25 protein-coding genes, 1 tRNA gene and 2 pseudogenes are annotated in these 25,197 nt (G+C 41.2%); 17 read left to right on the forward strand and 11 right to left on the reverse strand.

The window, feature by feature from the left end:
• Positions 1-93: 93 nt before the first annotated feature.
• Positions 94-414, reverse strand: a complete 321-nt coding sequence (locus H6G83_RS29935; RefSeq protein WP_190478902.1) for a hypothetical protein — start codon at positions 412-414, stop codon at positions 94-96.
• Between the two features lie 1,450 nt (positions 415-1,864).
• On the opposite strand from H6G83_RS29935, the gene H6G83_RS29940 reads away from it, so the two are divergent.
• The 5 genes from H6G83_RS29940 to ctaD all read left to right on the forward strand — a co-directional run bounded on the left by H6G83_RS29940 (position 1,865) and on the right by ctaD (position 6,922).
• Entirely contained in the window at positions 1,865-2,044 is a 180-nt protein-coding gene (locus H6G83_RS29940; RefSeq protein ID WP_190478904.1) for a replication restart DNA helicase PriA, read from the forward strand.
• Positions 2,045-3,051: 1,007 nt separating this feature from the next.
• The gene (locus tag H6G83_RS29945; RefSeq protein ID WP_190478906.1) at positions 3,052-3,552 is read left to right on the forward strand and encodes a DUF2231 domain-containing protein; all 501 of its coding nucleotides are present in this window, start codon (positions 3,052-3,054) and stop codon (positions 3,550-3,552) included.
• Positions 3,549-4,154 carry a DUF2231 domain-containing protein gene (locus H6G83_RS29950; protein ID WP_190478909.1) on the forward strand — a complete coding sequence of 202 codons (606 nt, stop codon included), beginning with the start codon at positions 3,549-3,551 and terminating at the stop codon, positions 4,152-4,154. The genes H6G83_RS29945 and H6G83_RS29950 overlap by 4 nt, the downstream gene beginning before the upstream one ends.
• 98 nt (positions 4,155-4,252) lie before the next feature.
• The gene (locus H6G83_RS29955) at positions 4,253-5,167 is read left to right on the forward strand and encodes a cytochrome c oxidase subunit II (RefSeq protein WP_190478911.1); all 915 of its coding nucleotides are present in this window, start codon (positions 4,253-4,255) and stop codon (positions 5,165-5,167) included.
• Positions 5,168-5,254: 87 nt separating this feature from the next.
• Complete coding sequence (gene ctaD, locus H6G83_RS29960) at positions 5,255-6,922, forward strand: cytochrome c oxidase subunit I (RefSeq protein WP_190478913.1); 1,668 nt, start codon at positions 5,255-5,257, stop codon at positions 6,920-6,922.
• Positions 6,923-7,015: 93 nt separating this feature from the next.
• On the opposite strand, the gene H6G83_RS29965 is transcribed toward ctaD, so the two are convergent.
• Positions 7,016-7,369: a four helix bundle protein gene (locus H6G83_RS29965; protein WP_190478916.1), complete on the reverse strand. Its 354-nt coding sequence runs from the start codon at positions 7,367-7,369 to the stop codon at positions 7,016-7,018.
• 111 nt (positions 7,370-7,480) lie between these two features.
• Between H6G83_RS29965 and H6G83_RS29970 the strand changes: the two genes are divergently transcribed.
• Entirely contained in the window at positions 7,481-8,083 is a 603-nt protein-coding gene (locus H6G83_RS29970) for a cytochrome c oxidase subunit 3 (protein ID WP_190478918.1), read from the forward strand.
• 565 nt (positions 8,084-8,648) lie between these two features.
• On the opposite strand, the gene rpsU is transcribed toward H6G83_RS29970, so the two are convergent.
• The 4 genes from rpsU to H6G83_RS29990 form a co-directional block, all read right to left on the reverse strand.
• Positions 8,649-8,843, reverse strand: coding sequence for a 30S ribosomal protein S21 (gene rpsU / locus H6G83_RS29975; protein WP_067764598.1), 195 nt, complete (start codon positions 8,841-8,843; stop codon positions 8,649-8,651).
• 267 nt (positions 8,844-9,110) lie between these two features.
• A complete protein-coding gene (locus H6G83_RS29980; RefSeq protein WP_190478920.1) occupies positions 9,111-9,437 on the reverse strand; it encodes an RNA recognition motif domain-containing protein in 327 nt (108 codons plus the stop codon).
• Positions 9,438-9,692: 255 nt separating this feature from the next.
• The gene (locus tag H6G83_RS29985; RefSeq protein ID WP_190478922.1) at positions 9,693-10,559 is read right to left on the reverse strand and encodes a 3'(2'),5'-bisphosphate nucleotidase CysQ family protein; all 867 of its coding nucleotides are present in this window, start codon (positions 10,557-10,559) and stop codon (positions 9,693-9,695) included.
• On the reverse strand, positions 10,556-11,431 hold the full coding sequence (locus H6G83_RS29990) for a sugar kinase (RefSeq protein WP_190478924.1): 876 nt from the start codon (positions 11,429-11,431) through the stop codon (positions 10,556-10,558). Before H6G83_RS29990 ends, H6G83_RS29985 begins: the two co-directional genes overlap by 4 nt.
• Positions 11,432-11,542: 111 nt before the next feature.
• Between H6G83_RS29990 and rsmI the strand changes: the two genes are divergently transcribed.
• The 5 genes and pseudogenes from rsmI to H6G83_RS30015 form a co-directional block, all read left to right on the forward strand.
• Complete coding sequence (gene rsmI / locus H6G83_RS29995) at positions 11,543-12,403, forward strand: 16S rRNA (cytidine(1402)-2'-O)-methyltransferase (RefSeq protein WP_190478927.1); 861 nt, start codon at positions 11,543-11,545, stop codon at positions 12,401-12,403.
• A 97-nt stretch (positions 12,404-12,500) separates the two neighbouring features.
• Positions 12,501-12,851 (forward strand): annotated as a pseudogene (locus tag H6G83_RS30000) (Uma2 family endonuclease); the annotation flags it as partial.
• Between the two features lie 65 nt (positions 12,852-12,916).
• Positions 12,917-13,498, forward strand: coding sequence for an IS607 family transposase (locus H6G83_RS30005; RefSeq protein ID WP_190478929.1), 582 nt, complete (start codon positions 12,917-12,919; stop codon positions 13,496-13,498).
• Entirely contained in the window at positions 13,495-13,884 is a 390-nt protein-coding gene (locus H6G83_RS30010; protein ID WP_242044939.1) for a hypothetical protein, read from the forward strand. The genes H6G83_RS30005 and H6G83_RS30010 overlap by 4 nt, the downstream gene beginning before the upstream one ends.
• A 177-nt stretch (positions 13,885-14,061) precedes the next feature.
• A pseudogene (locus H6G83_RS30015) lies at positions 14,062-14,253 on the forward strand (Uma2 family endonuclease); the annotation flags it as partial.
• Between the two features lie 61 nt (positions 14,254-14,314).
• Here the strand turns inward: H6G83_RS30015 and H6G83_RS30020 are convergent.
• On the reverse strand, positions 14,315-14,512 hold the full coding sequence (locus H6G83_RS30020) for a hypothetical protein (RefSeq protein ID WP_190478932.1): 198 nt from the start codon (positions 14,510-14,512) through the stop codon (positions 14,315-14,317).
• A 203-nt stretch (positions 14,513-14,715) separates the two neighbouring features.
• On the opposite strand from H6G83_RS30020, the gene mnmE reads away from it, so the two are divergent.
• A complete protein-coding gene (gene mnmE, locus H6G83_RS30025) occupies positions 14,716-16,107 on the forward strand; it encodes a tRNA uridine-5-carboxymethylaminomethyl(34) synthesis GTPase MnmE (RefSeq protein WP_190478933.1) in 1,392 nt (463 codons plus the stop codon).
• A gap of 139 nt (positions 16,108-16,246) precedes the next feature.
• Here mnmE and H6G83_RS30030 read toward each other — a convergent pair whose 3' ends face one another.
• Complete coding sequence (locus H6G83_RS30030) at positions 16,247-16,507, reverse strand: FitA-like ribbon-helix-helix domain-containing protein (protein WP_190478936.1); 261 nt, start codon at positions 16,505-16,507, stop codon at positions 16,247-16,249.
• Positions 16,508-16,640: 133 nt separating this feature from the next.
• Here H6G83_RS30030 and H6G83_RS30035 point away from each other — a divergent pair, with 133 nt between their 5' ends.
• The 4 genes from H6G83_RS30035 (at position 16,641) to H6G83_RS30050 (ending at position 22,350) form a co-directional block, all read left to right on the forward strand.
• Positions 16,641-18,197 carry an ATP-binding protein gene (locus H6G83_RS30035; protein ID WP_190478938.1) on the forward strand — a complete coding sequence of 519 codons (1,557 nt, stop codon included), beginning with the start codon at positions 16,641-16,643 and terminating at the stop codon, positions 18,195-18,197.
• Positions 18,176-20,347, forward strand: a complete 2,172-nt coding sequence (locus H6G83_RS30040; RefSeq protein WP_190478940.1) for a helix-turn-helix domain-containing protein — start codon at positions 18,176-18,178, stop codon at positions 20,345-20,347. Before H6G83_RS30035 ends, H6G83_RS30040 begins: the two co-directional genes overlap by 22 nt.
• Before the next feature lie 248 nt (positions 20,348-20,595).
• A complete protein-coding gene (locus tag H6G83_RS30045; RefSeq protein WP_190478942.1) occupies positions 20,596-20,898 on the forward strand; it encodes a hypothetical protein in 303 nt (100 codons plus the stop codon).
• A gap of 48 nt (positions 20,899-20,946) precedes the next feature.
• On the forward strand, positions 20,947-22,350 hold the full coding sequence (locus tag H6G83_RS30050) for an RNA-guided endonuclease InsQ/TnpB family protein (protein ID WP_190478944.1): 1,404 nt from the start codon (positions 20,947-20,949) through the stop codon (positions 22,348-22,350).
• 82 nt (positions 22,351-22,432) lie between these two features.
• Here H6G83_RS30050 and H6G83_RS30055 read toward each other — a convergent pair.
• Together H6G83_RS30055 and H6G83_RS30060 are read right to left on the reverse strand one after the other, a co-directional pair.
• Positions 22,433-22,518 (reverse strand) — tRNA-Ser (locus tag H6G83_RS30055).
• 107 nt (positions 22,519-22,625) lie between these two features.
• Complete coding sequence (locus tag H6G83_RS30060; RefSeq protein WP_190478946.1) at positions 22,626-23,546, reverse strand: TIGR04168 family protein; 921 nt, start codon at positions 23,544-23,546, stop codon at positions 22,626-22,628.
• A gap of 205 nt (positions 23,547-23,751) precedes the next feature.
• On the opposite strand from H6G83_RS30060, the gene H6G83_RS30070 reads away from it, so the two are divergent.
• Positions 23,752-23,892, forward strand: a complete 141-nt coding sequence (locus H6G83_RS30070) for a hypothetical protein (protein ID WP_190478989.1) — start codon at positions 23,752-23,754, stop codon at positions 23,890-23,892.
• Here the strand turns inward: H6G83_RS30070 and H6G83_RS30075 are convergent.
• Positions 23,887-24,792, reverse strand: a complete 906-nt coding sequence (locus H6G83_RS30075) for an ABC transporter substrate-binding protein (RefSeq protein ID WP_190478948.1) — start codon at positions 24,790-24,792, stop codon at positions 23,887-23,889. The genes H6G83_RS30070 and H6G83_RS30075 overlap by 6 nt on opposite strands.
• Positions 24,793-25,197 lie beyond the last annotated feature (405 nt).

The raw sequence follows: 25,197 nt of genomic DNA on the forward strand, positions 1-25,197 counted from the left end.
CGGTACGCCGGAGGTTATCAAAAACGCCTGTGGAGAACTTGTAAGTCCTGAAGTAATTCCGGCAGAGATCGTTGAAGCAGGAATCACGCGACTTCAAGTCCTGTGAGGTTCAATTAAATCTCCAGTCCAAGACATATCAGAAGTGACATTAAGTGGTGCATAAGATTGAGCAAAATAATCGAACGAAAGTGAATAGGTGAAACCAGGTGACAAGGTTATGTCTTGGTAGAGTACAATTGATCCTTGACCATTTTGGTCGCTAACGATATATTGGTTACCTTGTGTTGCTAAATCAATTTGAAAACCACTTATTGGAGATGTTCCTCCAGTTGTGATATAGAAATTGCCATCGCTGCCACTTTCTGATATTACAGTCCATCCTGTAATCCCATTTTCAAAACTTCCATTGTTCACAAACTCTAGTGCTTGTGATGGATTTGTTCAACTCCCAAATATTGTTGCAGTTAAGGTAACGGTTAGTAATTGCTTCTTCATTGAAATTATCTCCGGTTGCATTTGTAGTTAAAGTAATTATTTCCAACAAACATTGTGAAAGTATTGCACAGCTTTAGCTATGACTACCTACTAAGACCTCAATTCTAGGAAGCACTGGCAAAAACAGATGTGGCGTTTCACTATCACCTAATTTACGGCTGAAAGCGCGAACGCCTTGATATGCTTCCGTCTTAATACACTCCATTAACTTAAGAAGTGCTATGGAAGCAGCATAAACTTTGTGAAATCACTTATCTATAATAAGTATACGTTCACTATATGCGTCAATAGACAGATAATAAAAAATTAGATATTTGCGTATGTATAAATTATAAACAATATTAGATTTTTAATGTATGAGACTTTAAATATAGTTATCACAATATTTATACGGTAAATACTAGCCTAAATTAGAATTTACTTAATAAAGTTACCTTCAAAGTTAAGCATTTGCACTTAATTGAGTGATAACCCTCTTGAGGGTTTAGATTAAAACCTATTTTGTCAACTACGTAAAATACTCAAAGTACTTAAAATAAAAATAATTTTGTCTTATGTAAGGAGGCGAACGACACTCACCTACTTTCTCCTCTATGGAATTATTTTTAATAGGACTTACGCAAGTGTCATAATCAAACTAACTGTAGGGTGCGTCAGCCCCAAGAATTTTGTAAACATTCAAGGATTTTCCACATCTGACGCACCCTACCCCAAGTGCCAGTTGCGTAAGTCCTGTTTAATATTAAACCCCTTTTTCCTTGTCTCTACTCCCCTACTCTACCTCTACTTGTTGACTTTTCCCTTAAGTTGACATAGATGCACAGATGTGATCCCCTAGCCATATATCTGTCGGAATTTTTTCAAATTGGTATTACGGCTAATAGATAACTCAAATCGTTATCTGTTAACCATTCTTAGTTACAGCTATAGAGAGGAGTTGTAAAAATCTGTTAAATTTACCTTAAATTCTCCCTTAAGGTTATTGCCCTAAAAACCTTAAGTAAATATTAAGAAAAGAATTTTGTTACTTAATATACAGTATTTTCTTGCTTTTAAATTTTGAATACAAGGATACCTTTCAGCAAGTTTCTAATAGATGTTCCTGATCTATCTCAAAGCATTAGCCTTGGGGATCAGTAAATATCGATAAAACCTTGTCTGAATACATGGACTCAATATATCCCAAGTAAGATGGTAAATCTACCAAAATACGAGGATAATGATATAAGTGATTAAAGTTGCTCAAATGTAAAATATTACTTAAATAAACAGCCTTAGTTAAATTTGGTTGTTAATTTAGACAAACCAAAACATTTTTTGGTTCGATTTAGTAAATATTCTTCCAGTAGTTAAAACCAGGGATTTTTCAATGCAAATAACACAAAAAATTTACTGCCCTAATTGCGGTAATAATGCTGAACGTTATTATCTATCTGATAGTGAATTAACAAGGACACAATGCCGTAGTTGTGATTACTTGATGATTAGTTGCACCCGCACGGGTAGAGTCATTGAAGCTTATGCACCTGGTATTCATGCACATCGTTAAAGATTAAACATTGCTTTTTAGTCATTGCAAATTTGTTATTACATTTAGCAGTGCAGAGATTTAATAACAAAAAATCTCTTGATGTGGTTAAGTGAGTTTATTAGGTGTGAGAAGCTTAACCTCCTAATTTAACTTTTACTTCCCTCAATCAGTAACTTTATATTCTCTGTGTCTTTGTGCCTCTGTGGTTTAAGCCTATTTAAATTCACCACAGAGGCTCAATTAATTATTATTCTTTCAGACTGTAGGTATTGAAAACCCTTATGCCTCGTATCAACAGACAACCTTGGTGTGTAAGTTCTGATTAGAAAACTTTGCACAAATGATTTAATCAATATACGTAAAGAATTTCGTAGCAAAGAGGTGATACTTGCATAAATGATTTATATTATCAATAGTATTAAAAATACAGAATTGATTTGATTGTATAAGCTGATTAATTACAAAATAGCAATTGTATTGTTAATTACAAATTAATAATTGGTAGATGTTGCTATTGCACAATTAAATAATTTGTATAGTGAATATACTAAAATAGCTAGAAAAGATACATTATAAAACGCAAACTTTTGCTGTCCAAAATATTTTCATAAAATGTTGTAATTACTTTTGACAACTATTAAAAAAATCCTTAAGCTAATAGATAGGTCTCACCAAGTAGTCAACAGCCATTTTGTTAGGTAAATTAAAAATCGCTGTTGCAGCGTATCAGCATGAACAAATAAATTAAGCTCAATCATTGACTATAAATAATAGCCTCATCAAATTTGTTGAGAACAAAGCTGATACTGGCGTGACCGGACTTCGCCACGTAAATCTAATAAATAAGAGGGAAAAAATTAGGAGATAAAGGGATGAACAGACTACCAGAGTCAAAATACTTCCCCTTCTTACTTCCCCTTACTGATAAACAAATTCCGGTCATTGGTGGCTGCATATTTTTGATGTGAGTAATGCCGATCATTGAAGTTTAGCTACGGTGCAGTAGATATGTCTAGGAGAGGACAATGCTTGATTTTCTTACATCTTTGAACGACCATAATTTGCCATATCCAGATACGATACATCCCATCGTTGTTCACTTCGTGATTGCGATGGTAGTGTTTGCTTTTGCTTGTGATGTAGTTGGTTATTTCACTGGTAAAACTCGCTTATTTGAGGTGAGTTGGTGGAATATGTTCGTGGCCACGATCGCTATTTTTATTGCCATTATCTTTGGTCAATTTGAAGCAGGCTTGGCGAAACCCTACGAAGTAGCGAAATCAGTCTTAAATCTGCACACCTTACTTGGCTGGTCACTGTCGGGAATTATCGCCGTCCTCACAGCATGGCGCTATGTCATCCGTCTACGCAACCCCCAAAAAATCCCCTTTTATTATTTGGGTGCTGGGTTGCTATTAACTATGATTGTTGGTTTGCAAGTATATCTCGGTGATGAATTGGTGTGGGTATATGGACTGCACACCGTACCAGTTGTTGAAGCGGTAAAAGAAGGAATCTTGCCATGAACCCAGAACTAATTGATCAATTAAACGTCCAACTCGGCCCCAACGGTCTACCCTACACCATTCCCATTCACCCAAACCTAGTTCACTTAACCTTGGGCTTATTCATCATTGGCATTACCTTTGATATCGTCGGCGTACTCTTCCCTTGGCAAAAATGGGTATTCAAATTTTTGGCAATTACTGTAGAACGGGATAACTTCTTTGACGTTGGCTGGTACAACATGGTAGGTTCCACCATCGTCACATTTTTCACAGTAGCCGCCGGCTTTTATGAAATGTTCCTAGCCGCGCCAGCACCAGATATCAAAAGTGACTGGGGATTACAAGCCATGCAAACCATGATGTGGCATGGCGTAGGTGGAGTATTTCTTTTAGGTTTAATTGCTGTCATGACCTTATGGCGGGCATGGCAACGCTACGTCTGGTCGGAAGGCGAAGACAGACAAGTGCAATTGCCCTATTTAGTAGCCGGCATAGCCATCATGTTTATCATGTACCTCCACGGCACATTAGGAGCGCAATTAGCAGCCGAATTTGGCGTACACAACACAGCAGATAGCTTGTTGCGCTTGGGTGAAGACCTCAACACCATGCTGAAGTAGTCTTCAAAAGACTGAGGTTAGAGAAAAGCATAGTCAGGTATACCCAATCCAGAACTAATTACCAATTACCAATTACCAATTACCAATGACCCACAACTATGATGATCCGTAAGCTATACAACATATTTACATTGATAATAGGCGCGATCGCCGTGACCTATACCAGTTTTTGGCTAGGCGAACAGTCCTATTCCTGGCTACCTCCACAAGCGGCTGCCGAATCTCGCTTAATTGACGATTTGTTCAGCTTCTTGGTAACTGTGGGTGCGTTCATCTTCCTTGGTGTTACTGCCACTCTCTTCTATTCCCTACTCTTCCATCGGGCGGCGCAATATGACTACAGCGACGGCCCTCACATTGAGGGTAATATCGCCTTAGAAGTAGTTTGGACAGCTATCCCCATTTTTTTGGTATTTTGGATTGCTAACTATAGCTACCAAGTTTACGAGCAAATGGGCATTCAAGGCCCTACAGCCTTGGTACACCTGCATAACCCGATGGGAATGGAATCAGCTTACGCAGCCACCGAAGAGGCTATAGCTGAACCCGAAGAACAGATTGATGTAATTGCGAAACAATGGGCTTGGGTATTCCACTATCCTGACAAGAACGTTACCAGTACCGAACTGCATTTACCAAGCGATCGCCGTGTCAAATTAGCGCTACATTCCGAAGATGTCCTCCACGGCTTCTACATCCCCGCTTTCCGCCTCAAGCAAGACATCATCCCCAACCACAAAATTGATTTTGAATTTACCCCCATCCGCGAAGGTAAATATAGCCTCACCGACTCCCAATATAGCGGTACATACTTCGCCACCATGCAGGCCAATGTGGTGGTGGAATCCCCCGAAGAATATCACAAATGGCTAACCAAAGTAGCCGCCCACAGACCAGGTACAGCCTACAACCAAGCTGCTGCTGAATATGCCCAAAGCATCACTCAGCCAGTCAAAACCGGCTGGCCCACAGTTGCACCCGCCCCCGCACCTTTGGTTAATTACCCAGGCTAAAGCAATTCGCAATTACCACAAGATGAATCAAACAAACACTTCTTCCCCCACACCCCTACACCCTTACACCCCTACACCCCTATATCTATGACAAACATCCCCATAGATAGGCTGAATCTCCCTGTAGAAAAGCCTCAACATGAATTTCCCGGAGGCTGGAAGCGATATTTCAGCTTTAGCACCGACCACAAAGTCATCGGTATTCAATACCTCGTCACCTCCTTTGTCTTCTTCCTCATTGGCGGTATCTTCGCCATGATACTGCGGGGAGAACTCATCACCCCCGAATCAGACCTGATTGACCGCACCGTATATAACGGAATGTTCACCATGCACGGCACAGTCATGCTGTTCTTGTGGACATTCCCCTCCCTTGTGGGACTAGCTAACTACCTAGTACCCCTAATGATTGGGGCGCGGGATATGGCTTTTCCTCGCCTCAACGCCGCCGCCTTCTGGATGGTTCCCGTAGTGGGGATTCTCTTGATGGCTAGCTTCTTTGTCCCCGGTGGCCCAGCCCAAGCTGGTTGGTGGGCTTATCCTCCAGTCAGTCTGCAAAATCCCACAGGGAACTTAATCAACGGGCAAGTAATTTGGCTATTGGCGGTAGCTATTTCCGGTGTGTCTTCAATTATGGGGGCGGTTAACTTCGTTACCACCATCGTCAAGATGCGTGCGCCGGGAATGGGCTTTTTTCGGATGCCTCTATTTGTTTGGGCAGTATTTAGCGCCCAGATTATCCAATTGTTTGGCTTACCAGCCCTAACAGCAGGCGCAGTCATGCTGTTACTCGACATTACCGTGGGGACTAGCTTTTTTGACCCCAGCAGAGGCGGAAATCCAGTGATGTTTCAACATTATTTCTGGTTCTATTCCCACCCTGCTGTTTACGTGATCATTCTCCCCGTTTTCGGTATCTTCTCGGAAATCTTCCCTGTCTACTCTCGTAAACCTCTGTTCGGTTACAAAGTAGTTGCTATTTCCTCCCTGTTAATTGCTGTAGTCAGCGCCATTGTATGGGTACACCACTTATATGTCAGTGGTACACCTGCTTGGATGCGGATGTTTTTCATGCTGACAACGATGTTAGTATCCGTCCCCACAGGTATTAAAGTATTTGCTTGGGTAGCCACCGTCTGGGGCGGAAAAATCCGACTCAACACCCCCATGCTATTCGCCTTGGGTGCGCTAATTCTATTCGTCTTCGCGGGTATTGTCGGCATTATGCTTTCTTCTGTACCCGTTGATGTTCATGTCAACAATACCTATTTTGTAGTCGGACATTTCCACTATGTCCTGTTTGGAACCGTAACAATGGGTCTGTATGCAGCCCTCTATCACTGGTTCCCCAAAATGACTGGCAGAATGTACTACGAAGGCTGGGGTAAGTTGCACTTCTGGTTGACATTCATCGGTACTAACCTCAACTTTTTCCCTATGCACCCATTAGGGTTACAAGGGATGTTGCGCCGAGTTTCTTCCTACGCCCCAGAATATGAAGGTTGGAATATTATTGCTAGTCTTGGTGCATTCTTATTAGGTATGTCCACCTTACCCTTCATCTTTAATATGGTGGTTTCTTGGATGCACGGCGAGAAAGCACCGGATAACCCTTGGCGGGCGATTGGTTTGGAATGGTTGGTATCTTCTCCCCCACCCGTAGAAAACTTTGAAGAAATCCCCACCGTTATTTCTGAACCCTACGGCTACGGCAAATCAGAACCATTGATAAAAGAGAGGGGTATAGGGGTATAGGGGTGTAGGGGTATGGAGGTATGGGTGTTTAAAACCCTCAAACCCTCAAACCCTCAAACCCTTACACCCTCAAACCCTCAAACCCTTACACCCCTATTTCTCCAATGAACGAATCAGAAATAGTAAGAGCTTACTTACTGATTCGCATTGATGGAAGACGGGAGTAATAATGTGCGATGGAGCTAGTTCAACACGAATAGACAATAATAAATGTGTTTCTAGCTCTTTTAAAGAACCCTGGGCAATATACAAAAATTGCGTATACTCACCTCTTGTTCTTCGCCCGTAGCCTTCCGCAATATTAGCTGGAATTGATGCCGCAGCTCGTCGAATTTGTGAAATCATTCCGTAAGTTTCTTCTTTGGGAAATGCTTTTGTTGCTTTGTAACAAGATTCTGCAAGATTCATTCCCTCTTGCCAAACCTTCAAATCTCGATATGACTGCATCAAAGGCTCTGTAATTCCATAAACGCTGATTTGTTATAGCTCAAGTTCAATGAAATTGCCTAGCTTTTCTCAAATCTTTATACCCTTACACCCCTACACCCCTACACCCTTATGGACAGTTCTCTTTCACACGATGAGCTTCATCACATCACTCATGAACATGGCCATGATGAAGAAGGCAATAAAATGTTCGGTTTTATTGTCTTCCTACTATCAGAAAGTGTCATTTTCTTAAGCTTTTTCGCTGGTTATATTGTCTATAAAACCACCAGTCCTAACTGGCTACCAGTTGGTGTGGAAGGCTTAGAAGTGACAGCCCCAGCAATTAATACAGTTGTGTTAGTTGCTAGTAGCTTTGTGATTTATTTCGCAGAAGTCGCCCTCAAACGCAACAATATTTGGGGCTTCCGTGGCTTCTTGTTAGCAACAATGGCTATGGGTAGCTACTTTTTGCTAGGACAAGCCATTGAATGGAAGAGTTTGGAGTTTGGCTTTACTGATGGCGTATACGGCGGAATGTTCTATCTGTTAACAGGGTTCCACGGTTTGCACGTTTTCACCGGGATTTTGTTACAGTTGATGATTTTTGTGCGATCGTTTATTCCTCATAACTACGATACAGGTCACTTTGGCGTAAATGCAACTTCTTTGTTTTGGCACTTCGTTGATGTAATCTGGATTGTGTTATTTATCCTTATTTATATTTGGCAGTAGTACCAAAATCTAATAACAAAATATCTCGCTAGTGGGAAAATTAATGTCTCGCTAGCGAGTTTTTCATTAGGCGATCGCTAGAAGATTACAATACAATTAGCATAGGTGAGTTTAGCTAAGAGATTATTTATAAAGTAAACCTTAAAATGTAGTAGCTTGTCTAATCTAAAATGTGGCAATAGGTTTCATCTCTAATACCAATTCAAAAAATATTTGCCACACATCAATGATCTGTAGGGGCGCACAGCTGTGCGCCCCTACCCTCATCTGCGTTTATCTGCGTCCATCTGCGTTCAATTTTCGCCAAACCTATTGCCACATTTTAGCCTTGCCAATCCACTACAGTTATTTAAATATGGCTTGAATATTAACTATTGTAAGGACAAGGCGATGCCTGCGTCCTTACTCTTAGTAGTTCGACTGATGAAACTAACTATGTCGCTTAATTGTATAGCAGTCGTCAGATAGATTAGGAAATCGATAAATCACAACCCATAGAGCAACTAGCTTTTGAGTTTGTTTCCCGTCGCCTATCCCCTGCTATATTTGCCTAAATATTTCAGGCTTATCTGAAGCGGGTATGGTTTCGCCGATTTTGTTTATGTCTAGCCACTGCTTTACGCTTTTCTTTTTCCAATGGCGTTTCAAAGTGGCGTTTTTTTCTCATGTCTTGGAAAATTCCTGCTTTGGAAACTTCCCGTTTGAATCTCCGTAATGCTGACTCAATCCCTTCATTCTCTCCTAAAACTACTTGTGTCATTCTCATTCCTCCTCTTGATGGATGAATAGTTCAGAACCTACGCAAGGAAACCTTGCACTTTGAAAGGGTGTCAAGGCGTAGGGGTGTATAAACACTTATACCCTTACACCCTTATACCCCTGCACCCTTGAGCAAATTTTTTATTTTTCTTTTTTATGCGTAAGTCTTCTAGCTAAAGACCGGAGACAAAGCAAAAAACAATCCAGCAGATTCGAGCCTTGGCTATATCTGCTGGAGACTCTAAAGGTTATGTTTCAGCAAAAGGCTTTAGTAACTGCGGCGGTTTCCACCACCACCACGGTTATTATTGCCCCAACCGCCACCGCCACCGCCACGGGAAGAACTTCTTTCTTCACGGGGTTTAGCCTTATTAACTTTTAAATCGCGTCCCATCCATTCAGCACCATCAAGTGCCTCAATGGCAGCAGTTTCTTGCGCTTCTGTTTCCATTTCCACAAAAGCAAAACCACGAGGACGGCCTGTTTCACGGTCGGTTGGTAACTGAACGCGGCTAACTTTTCCGTACTCTGCGAAGGCCAGCTTTAGGTCTTCTTCTGTAACTTGGTAGGATAAGTTACCGATGTAAATTGACATACAATGTCTCCGAATTCAGAAAATGTAGAGAGTTAAATTCGGAGAGATACTTTTTATAAATCAAAATGAGTCACTCAGCCGAAGATAATTCTTATAGACTCAACTATAGCACAGCTAGTAAATGTTGGCAGGACTTAACATAGCTTTGTAATTCGTAATTGTTGAGTAGGGGCAGGGGGCAGGGGGCAGGGGGCAGCTGACAGGGGGCAGGAGGCAGGTAGGAGGTTTTTATGATTTTTGACGTGACTTATAGAGTCAAGCTGATGGTGTCTCGAACTGGGCTAAGATTTTTTCTGCTTCTTGGCAAAGTTTTTGGTGATACTGACCGTTACTAGCTAATAAGCCACCCCATTGATTGATGTCGCCTGTGTTATATCGTAATTCCGTGCCGTCAAAATGGGTGAATTTACCTCCGGCTTCGGTTAAAATTAATTCTGGTGCAGCAATGTCCCAATCTTTAGGGGCAGACTTACCAGAAAGGGAAATGTAAACCTCAGCTTGTTGTTCTAGAATGGTGGCGATTTTGCAACCTACGCTACCCACAGATTTCTGGTTGTGAAAGGGCAGATGTGCTAATAAATACTCTAACCTTTGATTGCGGTGGGAACGACTGACAACTATGGTTAAATCCTCTAGCCGCTTGCTGGCATCTTTGAGTGATAGTTCTAATGGATGCGCGTCTGTACGAGTTTCGACAAATGTACCACCATCTTTGGTAGCGTAATATAATTTTCCTGCTTCTGGGATGGCTACTACTGCTAGGACTGGTCTATGTTCTTTAACTAAAGCGATGTGAACTGCATAGTCCCCAGTTTTTTCGATAAAGTCGCTTGTCCCATCTAACGGGTCGATGATCCAAACCCAATTTTTGTTGTGATTTAATTCTGATTGATAGGTTTCTTCGCTGATGTAAGCAAAATCTTCTTGCCCTAATGCTGCTTGTAAATTTTGTAAGATGTATTGACTGACAGTAACATCAGCAACGGTGACTGGCTCATTCTGCTTATACTGTACATTAAGATTTGTGTCTTTTGCTGTGCCGTGATAGTAGGATTGTAATATTTCGGCTGCACCCCAGCCAACAGTACGAGCGATCGCTAGTATTTCTGGTAAGTCTTTCATTCTACATCCATCCAACGGCGCGTACCAAAATGTTTACAAGCATTAGCTGCGATTTGACTCGCTTTTTCTAGGGCTGTGGGGAAGGGACTGGGGACTGGGGGAGATTGTAAGATGTAATGGCAAAAAGCACCGTGAAAGATATCTCCAGCGCCTAATGTGTCTACTGGTGTAATAGTGGGTACAACTACAGTACCACGTTGACCGCAATTTAGATATTCTATTGGCTTTTCTCCGTGGGTGATGGCGATGTGAGGTATTCCCAAGTTGTGGAGGTAGGTAAAAACTTCTTCGCCAGAACTACAGTTAGGGGGATAAAAGTTGGCTGAACAAACGGCGTAATCTACTAATGGTAAGATTTGCTCAAACCCAGGTTTCCAGCTACCGCCATCAATGACTATAGGTATATTCTTGGCTTTAGCCATTTGCGCTATGACAGAACTGACCGTCATCTGATGCCCATCAATCAGTACGATATCGATATTATGTAAGATATCTGCTGGGATAGAGTTACTATCGGCTTGAGTTTTGACAGCATTGATAGAAATAACAGCCCTTTCTCCAGTGGATTGGGTGACAATAATTGAGGATACAGGCGGTGGTGTATTCATAGTAGAATTAAGGTCGGCGATCGCAATTTGATATTGGGTCAAATCACTCCGAATTAGTTGTGTCATCGGATGGGAACCAACCACACTCAACAATTTGGCTTGATTACCTAAATAACTAAAAGTTACAGCCGCGTTGGTAGCCGGGCCGCCTGCTGCTACAGTGTAGTCAGTGGCTACCAGTTTTTGATTATTTTGAGGTGCAGATTCAGCTAAATAGATAAAATCTAATGTCACCAAACCCACAAATAAACCATGATTTGTCATTAGTCATTAGTCCATAGTCAACAGTCCATAGTCCATAGTCCAAGGTAAAGTTTACAGGCTTTTCCCTTTCCCCTTTCCCCTTTCACCTTTCCCCTTTTCTTCTCCTCATCAATGCAAACTGACCCTAAACCCAGCACATTATATATAGTCGGTACACCGATTGGTAATTTGGAGGATATCACCTTTCGGGCGGTGCGGATTTTGCAAAATGTAGATTTGATTGCGGCGGAAGATACGCGCCACACTGGGAAGTTACTGCAACATTTGCAGGTGAAAACGCCACAAATCAGTTACCATGAGCATAATCGTAGCAGTCGTATTCCAGAGCTATTAGAGCATTTGCATGGTGGTAAAGCGATCGCTGTTGTGAGTGATGCCGGTATGCCGGGAATTTCTGATCCTGGTTATGAATTGGTGAAGGCTTGTGTGGAGGCGGGAATATCGGTAGTGCCTATTCCAGGTGCAAGTGCGGCAATTACGGCGTTGAGTGCGGCGGGACTCCCAACGGATAAGTTTGTGTTTGAGGGTTTTCTCCCCGCGAAAGGTCAACAAAGACGAGAATATTTAGAGGTTTTGGAGACAGAAACCCGTACTTTAATTTTCTATGAATCGCCGCATCGTTTGCGAGAAACTTTACAAGATTTAGCACAAGTTTGGGGAAGCGATCGCCAAATTGTTCTAGCTAGGGAGTTAACTAAATTATATGAGGAATTTTGGCGGGGAAGTATTGGGGATGCGATCGCCCATTACCAACAACGAGAACCCCAAGGTGAATATACAGTTTTAGTAGCCGGAAAACCACCCAGTCAACCCTTACTAACCGAAGAACAATTAAAAGCGGAATTGCAACAATTAATTAGTCAAGGAATATCGCGATCGCAAGCTAGTCGTCAACTGACAAAATACACTTCTCTCAATCGTCGTCAAGTTTATCAAATAGCTCTGTCTATAGTTATAAATCGTGAAGAATAATAAAAGGGAAGAGGTTACAGGGGACAGGTTATAGGATTGGAAGTTTTTTGCTATCAATATTTGATGTTGATATCAATTAAAAAAATCCGACCCATACACAATATACTATAGCCCGAATCAACGTAAGTCGGAAGGTTTTCGCGGCCCGGATTTTTTTGTAGTTCTGGGAACCCAACGCCGTCCGCGTAAAAGTTGGGTTGTTTGGCAAGAAGGTGGAAATTATCCCAATGTCATTATAGAAGTATTATCAGATTCTACCGCCACCACTGACAGGGGTTTAAAAAAGCAAATCTATCAAGACACATTCCGCACACCAGAGTATTTCTGGTTTGACCCTGATACTTTGGAATTTGCTGGCTTTGTGTTGATGGCTGGTAAGTATCAACCAATGGAAGCAAATTCCCAAGGTTGGTTATGGAGTCAGCAACTAGAGTTATATTTGGGTGTCGTAAAGATTTATTAAAAATATATTCATATATACCCATATATACCCAATTAATATAATATGGTTGTATGAAATTATCAGAATATGCAAAAAAAGCAGGAGTAAGTTATAAGACAGCACATCGTTGGTGGAAAGCAGGTCAGTTAAGGGGTTATCAAATCCCAGCAACTGGCACAATTATTGTGGAAACCGACGAACCAGTGGAGGTGGAACCAGTAGCATTAATCTATGCGAGAGTTTCGTCTGCTGAGGCAAAACCAAACCTAGAAAGGCAAGCCACAAGATTGTCTGATTATGCAACAGCTAGGGGATATCGAATCTACAAAGTTGTCAAAGAAGTTGGTAGTGGTCTTAATGATAATAGAAAGTTACTAACCAATGCTTTGCAAGATAAAAATTACAATATTTTAGTTGCAGAGCATCGAGATAGGGTAACAAGGTTTGGACTAAATTACATCAACCTTCTGTTATCGGCAACAGGTAAAAGATTGGAAATTGTAAACGAAGCTGACAACGGAAAAGATGAGTTGATGCAAGACCTAGTATCTGTAATTACTTCATTCGTGCAGCGAATCTATGGATTAAGGAGAGCAAAAAGAAAGACAGAGAAAATTATTGCAGAACTACACAATAATGGGGGAGAAGAATGAGATTGGTAGAGCGTCATGTTATAAAAATAGGTCATCAATTCTATAAAGAAATACATGATTTAGCATGGCGTTCTAAAAACCTCTATAACTACGCCAATTATTTAGTAAGACAGTCATTAATTTTTGAAGGCAAATACCTGAATAATGCTGCTGTTTTTCATTTGGTAAAACATCATGAATCATACATTGCTTTGCCGAGAAAAGTCAGTAATCAGGTACTGATGGTTTTACACAGAAACTGGAAGTCGTTCTTTGAAGCACAAAAATCTTACAAACAAAATTATTCAAAGTTCAAAGGTCGTCCAAAATTACCTAAATACAAGGATAAAGATAAAGGTCGGAACATTGTAATTTATGAACTGGGAGCAATTTCTAAAACGAATTAAAAGAGCTTGGTATAAATCGAAGGGTGGAAAACTCATCCATGCAGATATTAACGCCAGCCTTAACATCATAAGAAAGGTAGTCCCTGCGGCTTTTAGCTTAGGGATAACGGGTATCGCAGTTTACCCTTCTCGGATTACTTCGGGTAAAGTAGCGATAGATATTTGTCCATAAATCTACTAACTGTTCATCAGCGAACTTTACGGTTCTATACTCCTGAAGGGGAGTTAGTTCCCACACCAGAAGAAACTGCACAACAGGAAAAAGAACGTGCTGACCAAGAAAGGGAACGCGCTGACCGAGAAAAAGAACGCAGCGATCGCGCTTATGCAAAGCTGCGAGAATTAAATATAGATCCAGATACAATTTAACAGTTATCAGTTATCAGTTATCAGTGAACATAACCTGATAACTGGTAACTGGTAACTGATATTATTCTTCAGGAAGAACCCATTTTGGCGGTTCCATCATTTTTTTGCGTAGGCGTTCTTCCGCCATTTGCAACATTTGGTCTAATGATGTCTCGGCAATGAATTGAGATGTAGCCTCTCTAAACTCAATGTTCGGACACTTATCCCCAAGAACACAACCGTTGACGCAAGCTTGAGCGCAGTTAATTTTCTGCTCCACAGTCCATTCCTCTCTACTAAGGGTCTTTTTCTCTACCCTCCAGGTAAATTTTAACTTGTCAGTTAGGATGAAATAAGTCTAAATATCTACCATTTTACAATGATTGGGGATTGGGGAAGTCAGTTATCAGTGAACAGTGAACAGTGAACATAACCTGATAACTGATAACTGATAACTGATAACTGATAACTGATAACTGACCAATGACTGAACTCTTAGCTATTACTGGAACTATTGCGGCGATCGCAACTGCCATTGTCCCCCAACAAGGTAGTGTGGGTATTGTGCGGGTGTCTGGTTCCGAGGCAATAGCGATCGCACAAACTTTGTTTTCTGCTCCTGGTAAGCAAGTTTGGGAAAGCCACCGCATTCTCTACGGTAACATTCGCCATCCCCAAACCCGCGAACTTGTCGATGAGGCGTTGTTGCTGATCATGAAAGCACCTCGTTCTTATACCCGCGAAAATGTGGTAGAGTTCCACTGTCACGGCGGGATTATGGCGGTGCAGCAGGTGTTGCAACTATGTCTGGAAAATGGCGCTAGATTAGCTCAACCGGGGGAATTTACCCTCCGAGCCTTTTTGAATGGCAGACTAGATTTAACCCAAGCCGAGAGTATCGCTGATTTGGTGGGAGCGCGATCGCCCCAAGCAGCCCAAACGGCTTTAGCTGGTTTACAAGGTAAATTAGCTCATCCCATCCGCCAGTTACGCGCTAACTGTTTGGATATTCTTGCGGAAATTGAAGCGAGAATCGATTTTGAGGAAGATTTACCCCCGTTGGATGATAAAGCTATCATATCAGATATTGAGAACATTGCCGCAGAAATTTCTCGATTATTGGCAACTAAAGATAAAGGTGAATTGTTGCGGACTGGGTTGAAAGTGGCGATTGTCGGTCGTCCGAATGTGGGGAAATCCAGCTTGTTGAATGCTTGGAGCCAGAGCGATCGCGCCATTGTTACCGACTTACCCGGCACTACCCGCGATGTTGTGGAATCGCAGTTAGTTGTCGGCGGTATTCCGGTACAGGTGCTAGATACAGCAGGGATTAGGGAAACCAGCGACCAAGTAGAAAAGATAGGCGTAGAGCGATCGCGCCAAGCCGCCAACACCGCCGATTTAGTCTTGTTAACCATCGATGCAGCCACAGGTTGGACGACTGGCGACCAAGAAATTTATGAACAAGTGAAACATCGTCCGTTAATTCTCGTGATGAATAAGATTGATTTAGTTGACAAACAATTAATTTCATCCTTAGAATATCCGCCAGATATTAATCAAATTGTTCACACAGCCGCCGCCCAAAAACAAGGCATTGATGCGCTAGAAACAGCAATTTTAGAGATAGTTCAAGCCGGAAAAGTCCAAGCTGCTGATATGGACTTAGCCATTAATCAAAGACAAGCCGCAGCCTTGACTCAAGCGAAAATTTCCCTAGAACAAGTACAAGCCACAATTACCCAGCAGCTACCCCTTGATTTTTGGACAATTGATTTGCGGGGTGCAATTCATGCGCTGGGAGAAATTACTGGGGAAGAGGTAACTGAGTCAGTGCTTGATAGGATTTTTAGTAGGTTCTGTATAGGAAAGTAAATACTGTAATACCAAGTTAATATGAAGCTGCATAGAATAATATGTTGAAAATAATTGAACGCAGATGCACGCAGATAAACGCGGATAAATTAATGGATTTTATATTATGTGCAACCTCATATAAAATTGGTATAAATAGTTATCTGTCGCGGTCTTCTCGGATTAATGCGGTACTATCAGGCCATTCCACATCACTCCGCCGACTCTCACGACGCAGACGACTTTCCTCTAAGATTTTGAGTACATTTTTTCGCTGTTCCTGTTCCTCTGCTATCTTCTGCAAGGCTTGGCGCAATATTTTTATGACTTGAGCTTCAATTGAGCTATTTTCCGCTTTCGCTAACTCTTGTAGTTGTGCGTATAACTCATCAGGTATATCCAGCGCGTGAAGGGTAGCCATTGCTTAACCTCCCAAAAGAATTTATTGCTAATAGTAGCACGATAGGGGTTTGGGGACGTGAGGGGGCGATCGCTCCTAAATTTTTCAATAAAATGCTACAATAATTATTTAATGTAATCTTTATTGATTAAATATGGGCAACAAAATTAAACAAGCCCTCTCTTTGACTGATAATGTCCGGTTAGGAACAACATCTTCCTCTCCATTTTTAGGTTCGCCAACCTTTGACGAAGTGCCTTTTCATGTGCGTGAAGGGCGGATGCCAGCTTTGGGAACTTACGTAGTTATCGAAAGAGATAAAGATGACATAGTTCATTATGGACGTATTATCGAGGGTACAGAGGATAACCCTCGTGCTAACCCATCGACATTACAACAAAATCAGGCATATCAGGTAGGATCAGACAAAACAAGACCAGGCGATCGCTCTCCTCATGTTACCCGTGTAATGACTGTTGAAGTCTTAGGAGAAATACATCTTGATATTAATGATCAAATAATTATTAAAGAACCGAGCCTATTAGCACAAACAGGGCAGGGAGTTTATGAAATACCTGCTGACAAAATACCGCAACTATTGAATACTCCTGACTCAGATGAAGAAGGTTTTTACGTAGGTAAGGTAGAATCAGGTGGTAAAAGTGTAGATTTTATACTACCAATGGAAGCCATAGCCCGACATTTGGCAGTTGTAGGAAAAACGGGTGTGGGTAAAAGTTATGCTACAGGTGTTTTGATAGAAGAATTAGTTAGACATGGCATACCTGTGATTGCTTTCGATGTTTTAGGAGATGTAATTCATGCTGCCGAAGATTTGGGAGGTTTAAATTTTCGAGCAGGGGAAAATTTTCGTGTTCCTTACTCAGTCATCGGCATGAGTGAGTTTCTGGGATTTGTGCCGAATCTGACATCAGACCAATCAGAATTAGTATCTATGGCTTATGATGCCGTATTTACTGACGCACTGCAAAGTCTAGAAAAGAGTGGCAAAGTAAATATTCAAATTGAAGAATTATTAGAGCAAATTCAATGTGCTGGGACTGAATTTGGACAAGCCGCAGTGGGAGGAAGAGCCGCACGTAAAGTATCAAGCGTATTCAAGCGTAATCCACTTTTGACAGCCAAAACAGAGTCTTGGTTAGAGGAATTTGCTAAACAACCAATTACGAATGTTTTTGTTGGGCATTTGAGCCAACAGCAGAGAAATTTAATAGTTGGGGCATCAGTTAGATTATTGCAAGCATTGCGTAAGCGCGATCGCATTCCACCTTTTGTCTTTGTACTCGATGAGGCGCACTTTTTCTTACCCGCAGGAGGGCAGACAACGCCATCAACTCAAGTTATTCGGGAGATGATTCGCACAGCTCGACATGATGCGATCGGAGTTACACTAATCACTCAAAGTCCTGCATCTATGGACAAGCAAGTTTTGTTAACTTGCAATACACGCTTAGTATTTGCTCTAGACCCAGATGATATGAAGCTAGTATCTGGTACTTTGGGAGGTATTTCCGATGAAATGATTTCTCGGATACCTAAACTACCAAAAGGTACAGCAATCATGTCATCAAGTATGGATATCCTACGCCACCCAGCACAAATACGTATTCGTAAACGCGAAACCCGTGAAGGTGCGCCCACACCCAACATTGCAGAGGAAGTCAAAAAATGGCGGCAGAAGATAATTTAACCCAGCAAATTTTAGATTTATTGCTCAAACAACCAGACGGTTTAGAAGTTGATGAAATTATTAACCATTTGCAAGCAGAAGATAGTGATATTTCTCCTAGAGGTATACGCAATCTTTTAAACCAACTGGTGAAGGATGAAAAACTAATCAAACGTAAACGTCAAGGTAAAGGACGAGGCAAGCCACCCTACGCATACTTCAACCTTAAAACTGTTTCTCAGTATGTCAATCCTTTTGAGGATATACCAGGAGTAGATAGCACAAAATCTCACTTTGTAGCAAAAACGGAAATTGAAAAAGAGCAGATAGATCCACAAGAACGGGAACGCCAAAAGCAATGGCTGACAGTTTTAGAAAGAATTGCTACTCATAACCTACTAGCTGATACTTATGCAAAGGTAATTATTGAAAACGCATCAGAATTAGCTTTACAAAACCCTGTAGAGCTTGTTGTCAACATGGCAACTTGGGTAGTTAATGACCTTAACCAGTTAGGAGAAGAAATTGAATGTAAATTGCAGAAAGGAGAAACAGTAGAAGCTCAAAAATTAGTTAGAAGATTGGACGAGAGATTAACATGGGCAAGGCAAAATTTACAAAAATTTTGGCGACTTGATCGCCCACGAGATGAAATAGAAGGTATTTTAGATTTACCTTTACAATCCAAACATTTTTTTCGTGATGGAAGACGCGCTCAAATTAATGAAAAAGCAGCGCGAGAGCGAATAAAAAGCCGAATTATAGGTGATAGATTAATTGAAGAAATCACTCCCCCTGCCAACAGACATAAAGCAGCAGTTGGAACTGATGCCTCCATAGCAAAAATTTTTCTACATCACACTTCAGGTAGCTTTATTCCTCCTGATCCGGTCATAGTGACTACTTCTGCTGCCGCAATGATAGTGGATGAAAATAATCCTACACAACAGGAATATTTAGATTTTGATATTTCTCCTGATGACCTACAGGAATATGAAGAATATAATGCTGCTGCTAAAGGTTTAGTTCTATCTCCAAATCTAATGAGAACAATCGGTACTGATGCCTTTAAAAGAGCGCAAACAGCAGCGTTGGAACTGCGTCAATATCATCAAGACTATCGTGTTGCAACCAGAACTAATGAATGGCGGCCTATGGGAAATTTACCTGATTTAGAAATTAATCCCAAAGTAACTCTAATTTTTCGTGATGGTCGTGTATTTCCTATTGTACATCGAATTAACTTCTATGAATCCGATGGGTTATATGGTGATATTGTACGCAATCAAATTGCAGAATTTGCTGGAGTTATTCATAATACATTGTTAAATCCTCTTGGTGAAATTGTTTATGCTTCAGCAGTAAAAAATCCTGAGCTTTCGTGGTTATCACCTTTAGTATTTTGGTATCTCCATAACAAAAAAAATCAGGATCATAGTAAACCTATCGTTACAGCAGATGATATTTATAAAGCACCTTTTTCAGATACATCAGTATCTCATCTTTTATTTTTAGGTTTAGCAAAGCAGTGTAGTAATTTTAATAAACAAAAACACTTTATAAGCTGTCGCGTTGTCCGGCGTTTTTCAGATATTGCTTTTGTAGATGATGTCTTACCGATAGTTATTTCCAAAGATGAGCAAACTTATCAATTAGATGAAAATGAGATAGAGGATTGGCAAATTTTTATAGCTCAACGTCTTGCTAGGAAAAAAGCTAATGGTGAAGAGCATATACTAGAGGATGATGACTACAGAGCATTTATTTATATATGTCAGAAAGTAGGTGTACTTATGTGTTATGCTGCGCCTACTTCTGCGTATGAAATAATAGTCAATAGTGATTCCGATGGCAGTGGACACTTTTTAATTCCTCGTCTCGAAGTTGCTATTAATCTAGAAAAGCAAAACTTACAAACTTATCAAAAAACCCTAGATAAGATGTTGTCATGGTTAGCAGCAGGACGCTGGGAACGTGATCATGGACATACACAAACAGGTTTTGATGAAGGAGAACTAGAAAGTCGTTATCCTGTTCTTGTACCCGATGTTACACTGTATGCTGATGAAGCGGCGAAATTTGCCCGTGATAAACTGAGTGACGAGGTAGAGGAGAAAGTCAGAAACCTAATTGCTGACTTGAAAAAGCATTGGACTGGTGGACGCTTATAAGGATGTCAGATACTTGAAATTTTCAAAAAATTACACAAATTATTTATTGTAGTAATATCTGAATGCTTTATTTTCAGCAATTTGCAGGCAGTAGAGTAATTTATTGACAAAACAAGTGCGTTCGGTTAGTATGAAAATTGTGAAAAAGCATCTATTTAAATGGATGCACTTAGACAACGAAAAAGCCAGTCCCATTAATTGCGTTTTGGGTATCTGGCTCTAAATCAATTTGTTTTTCTACAAAAATTATGGCACAAAATATTCCAAATGTCGACCTCACACCGACAGAAATTGCGCTGCGGTTGAGTGAGTCGTTCAACAGTAAAGTTTCCAACCGACAAGTAAACCAATTATTAGAACAGTTGGGTTTGCAAAAGAAGCTGAAGACCAGAAAGGGTAAGTCAAAGTGGCAACTTACACAAAAAGGTCAAAAATACGGTCGAGTGTATTTAGTAACCAATACTAATGGTAATTGGACTGGCAATCAAATTAAGTGGACTGAAGAAGTTATTGACCTCCTGCAAAAAGAACCACCTTGGTTGACTGCTTAAAGCAATTATCTTGATGTTGGTGCTTTACTGAACTTCCTGCTTGCTTTTATGCTTCTTTCCTACGTATACAAACTGAATCCCTCATTGCAACAAGCTGAAAAAATGGAGCGTTGGCTGCATCTGCTGCGCCTCCAATACAACTTTCGCGTCAGGGAAAGAACGGAAGCATACGAGCAAGCAAAAGCGCCTGTAATGGGTAACTACTGCATTCTTCAAACTCAAGCCGAATGTTGTCCATTAACTTGTTCCGTTAGCAAGGGTGCTTTGTACGGAAATCCCTGGAGTACAAAAGGGAAAAAACGTAGTCCCCTTGCTCAACAGGATGCTAATTTAGTAGACCTGAAAAAAGAGCGACCTTGGTACGCCGAGATTTGTTATCATGTCCTGCAACAAATGCTTAAGCAAGTTGACGCTGCGTTTGTGAGGTTTTTTAAAGGCTTGGGTAAATATCCCAAAACAAAACGAAGGGGAAAATTTCGCTCATTTACATACCCAGCAGGGGATGTTGGCTTTAAAGGAAACAAAGTCAGACTACCCGCTATTGGCTGGATGCGATTTTTTCAATCTCGACCGTTTCCGCTTGGCTTTAAAATTCGTTCTACCACTGTGCGGAAAAAAGCAGATGGTTTTTATATCTCCGTTCTGTTGCAAGATGACACAGTTCCGCAGGCTTCAGCATCCCAGCAAATACAAACCGCGTTGGGAGTGGATTTAGGAATTAAAAAGCTAATATCTCTAAGCACTGGTGAAACTATCGTCAATCCTCGATTTTACAAGCAGATGGAACGCAAGCGATCGCGTCTTAACCGGGCGGCGAGTCGTAAAGTTTTAGGTTCCCGTCGTCGCCAAAAAGCATACCAGCAAATAGCGAAGCTAGAACAGAAAGTTACCAATCAAAGAGAGGATTATCAATGGAAGATAGCTCATAATTTAGTTAAGCGATTCGACCTGATTGTCTTTGAAAATCTCAACGTTCAGGGTATGATGGCACGTTGTAAGCCTAAACAAGATGAAAGTGGTAAATACTTACGCAATGGTCAATCTGCTAAATCTGGACTAAATAAAGCGATCGCTGATGCTGCTTGGGGTTCCCTCAAACTGAAAGTTAAAATTTTGTCCGCAAGGGCTGGCGTTCTAGTACATGAGGTGAAGCCAAACTTTAGCTCCCAAGAATGCAGCGAATGTGGTTATATCAGTCCTACAAACCGAGATAAAGAAAAGTTCCTTTGCGAACAATGTGGTCATCACGCAGATGCAGACGTTGATGCAGCAAAAGTCATCTTAAAGCGCGGTTTGAATGAACTGGGAATTAATTTAGATGCTGTATCGGGAGTCCCTCGAAAACAGGATAAAAGTACACCCAAGGAGCCTGTTGCAAGACAGGGGATATCAACTGCGTTGGCGGTTGAGCCTGGGAACCCTCATCAAGTGGAGGAGAAGCTAAGTAATTAGCTCTCGGTGTCTCTTAGCATGAGCTATGTAAACACTGTCGATTGAAATCGAGCGGGGTAAGCAATATCAATAATAAAATCAACGGAGAGGGTGGGATTTGAACCCACGTTCCCTTGTGAGGAAATCCGATTTCAAGTCGGACGCAATCGACCACTCTGCCACCTCTCCAAATAACTGTCTAGCTCGGCTGACCTTGATTTGTCGGTTCGCACTAAGGCTGACAGATAATACTATAGCTTATCATCTACGCAGATGGTACATCTGAGGGCGAATATTTACGATACATTAGCCGATCGCTCAAAAAACACCTCCTCTTTCACCACCTGAAAATCTTCGCCCACCCAAACTAAGGCAGCTTGTGTCACCTCACCCGCCTCTAGGGAAACTAGCGAAAAATTCCGCAGCTTGCCGTTTTCACCTTCGACAATCCTTGGCACACTGGCGGCGTTGAGGTAAACTATACCCTCTGGGCTTGTGAAGATGGGTTTTCTCAATTCTGTTTTGGTGTACCGTAAACTATGGTGCATATGCCCAAACGTCACCAAGGCTATCTGTTTACCAGCCGTGATTGTTAAAGAAATCGCCTCGGCTAAATCTGGGTCGCCAAAGTCGCCGCCGATGGGATGCCAATCTTTACCGCAGGGGTCTTCTGGGCGATCGCCTAATCCACTCGGCCCGTTATGACCCAAAAAAATAATCGTATCACAGGCGGCACTTTTCACCGATGCAAAGATTCTCTGTGCTGACTCTGCCAAGTCTGTCACACCGTAACGCTCTTTACAGATGTTAGCAAATCGCCATTCATGACCACCCCAGGTAAAAGGACGACCACCGACTACAGTGATATTCCATTGGGGAAAATCTAGCTTACTGTAACCTACATGGGCTGACCCCAGTAAATCTAATTGTTCCTGTACCCAGTCTTCCTTGGTGCGATCGTAAGGACATTTCTTGCGTCCCCATTCTGTCGCCGAGTACCAAGCATCATGATTACCCATGACTGCGGCTTTGGGAATATTTACTGAAGCGATCGCTCTTACCACTTCCACCGACTCATTCCCAAAATCCCCCACAAACAGCACTAAGTCAACACCCAAATGCTTGAGTGCAATACCATCTTCTATTTCCCACTGATCATGGATATCTCCAACTACAGCAATTTTCACTATATTTGATTGAGATTCTTGACTGGTCATGCCGCTTTCCTTGCCCTATATATCCAGCATAGGAAACTCAGCCGAATTTTGACACTGTTTTCAGAGGATGTTTTCAAAGTAAGGAAATGTTGTAAAAAAACTCACAAGGCTTAAGCTCAAATTAGTAAAATAATCAACACCTCGTGGGTTTTACCATATTACCAAAGCGCTGGGTTGTAGAACGTACTTTTGGTTGGCTCACCAATTGAGCCAGCGCGTTGCGGAGATTCCCCCCATTGTAGCGACTGGCGAACCCGAAGGGTGTCGGCGTTTGAGTCAAGATTATGAACGTTTTCCTGAAACCTCACAAACAGCCTCTTCCCTGTGTCCTATTCTTTATCTATAACAAATATTGTTTAAGCTGCTCACAAGCTTTCTTGATAGCATCTATACTACCCGGATTTACCAATCCATAATAATCAAAAACGTATACTCGATTATTTGTAGATGCTTGCAGTTTTTGCCAAAAACCATCCTTTTTAAAATCATCCAGCACTGCTGTTTTTGAACCACCTTGAGGAGGAGTAATCAGAATAATTACTTCTGGATTCGCTGCTAAAACTTTCTCAGGTGAAAGAGTTACATAACCTGCAATTGGGCTTTTCCCTTGTAATTCTGCTGCTAAGTTTTTGACTGGGAATTTTTCTAATAAATCTCCAGCCCAACTATTCTTATTTGGAGTTAAAATTGGTTGAGTACTGACCAAAACTAAAGTAGAAGTAGTTGCCTTTGTTTCCTCTGGTATAAAACTTTTGTATTTTTCTAATAAAGGTTGGGGATTAGCATCAATTAACTGAGCAATTTTTTTAGTAGTATCTTCTAAAGATGACCATGTATTAACTTGAGTGAGCAAAGTAGCAATACCTAATTGCTGCAATCTTTGAATTGGTTGATTAGAAAAACCTTCTGCACCAATTACTAAATCAGGCTTGAGGGAAACAATCTTTTCTAAATTGGGAGGACTTTGACCTTCACTAACGCGGGTAATATCTTGAAAACGCGGGTCATTTTTGAATAAGGTGCTACCAGAAATACCAACAAGCTTAGTTTTATCAAGTTGAGAGATGATATCAGTAGTTAAAGAAGAGAGTGTGACAACTCTTTTAGCAGATATTTTTGATAGTTCTTGAAAATTAGTATTAGATGTAGCTTCCGCTTGTGGCTGCTGAGTATTTGTATTATTACAGGCCACTAAAATAATACATAAGAAAATTACCAAAGTGGATAATATCCAACGACGAAGCATTTCCAGATACCTTCTTGACTACAAATATATAGTATCCGTAGGGCGAGCAAAAACAATAATATAGGATTCCTACTTGATTTTTGAACAGATACGTAAATGTGTAGTGGCGTGGCAAGGCTAAAATGTTGCAAAAAATTTTCTTGTGGTGTAGGCATCTTGCCTGCACTGGACGGGCAAGATGCCCATCCCACAAGAGTTTGCTAATGCACAAATTTAGTCTAGACAGTCTAGTGGCGTGACCAAACTAAAATAGTGCATTATTTAAAAATCTCTCATCTTGTTCATCTGCGTTCATCTGCGTTCATTTGCGTTCATCTGCGTTCAATTTTCCCCAAACCTATTGCCACATTTTAGTCCAGTCGCGCTACTAGTGGCGTGGCAAGCTTAAAATGTTGCATTAATTAA

It is taken from the genome of Anabaena azotica FACHB-119, from assembly GCF_014697625.1.
Lineage (GTDB): Bacteria > Cyanobacteriota > Cyanobacteriia > Cyanobacteriales > Nostocaceae > Trichormus > Trichormus azoticus_A.

What these genes read in the sequence shown, in the direction of transcription:
- H6G83_RS29940 (WP_190478904.1), top strand. Translation starts at nt 1,865, where the DNA reads ATGCAAATAACACAAAAAATTTACTGCCCTAATTGCGGTAATAATGCT.
- H6G83_RS29945 (WP_190478906.1), top strand. Translation starts at nt 3,052, where the DNA reads ATGCTTGATTTTCTTACATCTTTGAACGACCATAATTTGCCATATCCA.
- H6G83_RS29950 (WP_190478909.1), top strand. Translation starts at nt 3,549, where the DNA reads ATGAACCCAGAACTAATTGATCAATTAAACGTCCAACTCGGCCCCAAC.
- H6G83_RS29955 (WP_190478911.1), top strand. Translation starts at nt 4,253, where the DNA reads ATGATGATCCGTAAGCTATACAACATATTTACATTGATAATAGGCGCG.
- ctaD (WP_190478913.1), top strand. Translation starts at nt 5,255, where the DNA reads ATGACAAACATCCCCATAGATAGGCTGAATCTCCCTGTAGAAAAGCCT.
- H6G83_RS29965 (WP_190478916.1), bottom strand. Translation starts at nt 7,369, where the DNA reads ATGCAGTCATATCGAGATTTGAAGGTTTGGCAAGAGGGAATGAATCTT.
- H6G83_RS29970 (WP_190478918.1), top strand. Translation starts at nt 7,481, where the DNA reads ATGGACAGTTCTCTTTCACACGATGAGCTTCATCACATCACTCATGAA.
- rpsU (WP_067764598.1), bottom strand. Translation starts at nt 8,843, where the DNA reads ATGACACAAGTAGTTTTAGGAGAGAATGAAGGGATTGAGTCAGCATTA.
- H6G83_RS29980 (WP_190478920.1), bottom strand. Translation starts at nt 9,437, where the DNA reads ATGTCAATTTACATCGGTAACTTATCCTACCAAGTTACAGAAGAAGAC.
- H6G83_RS29985 (WP_190478922.1), bottom strand. Translation starts at nt 10,559, where the DNA reads ATGAAAGACTTACCAGAAATACTAGCGATCGCTCGTACTGTTGGCTGG.
- H6G83_RS29990 (WP_190478924.1), bottom strand. Translation starts at nt 11,431, where the DNA reads ATGACAAATCATGGTTTATTTGTGGGTTTGGTGACATTAGATTTTATC.
- rsmI (WP_190478927.1), top strand. Translation starts at nt 11,543, where the DNA reads ATGCAAACTGACCCTAAACCCAGCACATTATATATAGTCGGTACACCG.
- H6G83_RS30005 (WP_190478929.1), top strand. Translation starts at nt 12,917, where the DNA reads ATGAAATTATCAGAATATGCAAAAAAAGCAGGAGTAAGTTATAAGACA.
- H6G83_RS30010 (WP_242044939.1), top strand. Translation starts at nt 13,495, where the DNA reads ATGAGATTGGTAGAGCGTCATGTTATAAAAATAGGTCATCAATTCTAT.
- mnmE (WP_190478933.1), top strand. Translation starts at nt 14,716, where the DNA reads ATGACTGAACTCTTAGCTATTACTGGAACTATTGCGGCGATCGCAACT.
- H6G83_RS30030 (WP_190478936.1), bottom strand. Translation starts at nt 16,507, where the DNA reads ATGGCTACCCTTCACGCGCTGGATATACCTGATGAGTTATACGCACAA.
- H6G83_RS30035 (WP_190478938.1), top strand. Translation starts at nt 16,641, where the DNA reads ATGGGCAACAAAATTAAACAAGCCCTCTCTTTGACTGATAATGTCCGG.
- H6G83_RS30040 (WP_190478940.1), top strand. Translation starts at nt 18,176, where the DNA reads ATGGCGGCAGAAGATAATTTAACCCAGCAAATTTTAGATTTATTGCTC.
- H6G83_RS30045 (WP_190478942.1), top strand. Translation starts at nt 20,596, where the DNA reads ATGGCACAAAATATTCCAAATGTCGACCTCACACCGACAGAAATTGCG.
- H6G83_RS30050 (WP_190478944.1), top strand. Translation starts at nt 20,947, where the DNA reads ATGCTTCTTTCCTACGTATACAAACTGAATCCCTCATTGCAACAAGCT.
- H6G83_RS30060 (WP_190478946.1), bottom strand. Translation starts at nt 23,546, where the DNA reads ATGACCAGTCAAGAATCTCAATCAAATATAGTGAAAATTGCTGTAGTT.
- H6G83_RS30075 (WP_190478948.1), bottom strand. Translation starts at nt 24,792, where the DNA reads ATGCTTCGTCGTTGGATATTATCCACTTTGGTAATTTTCTTATGTATT.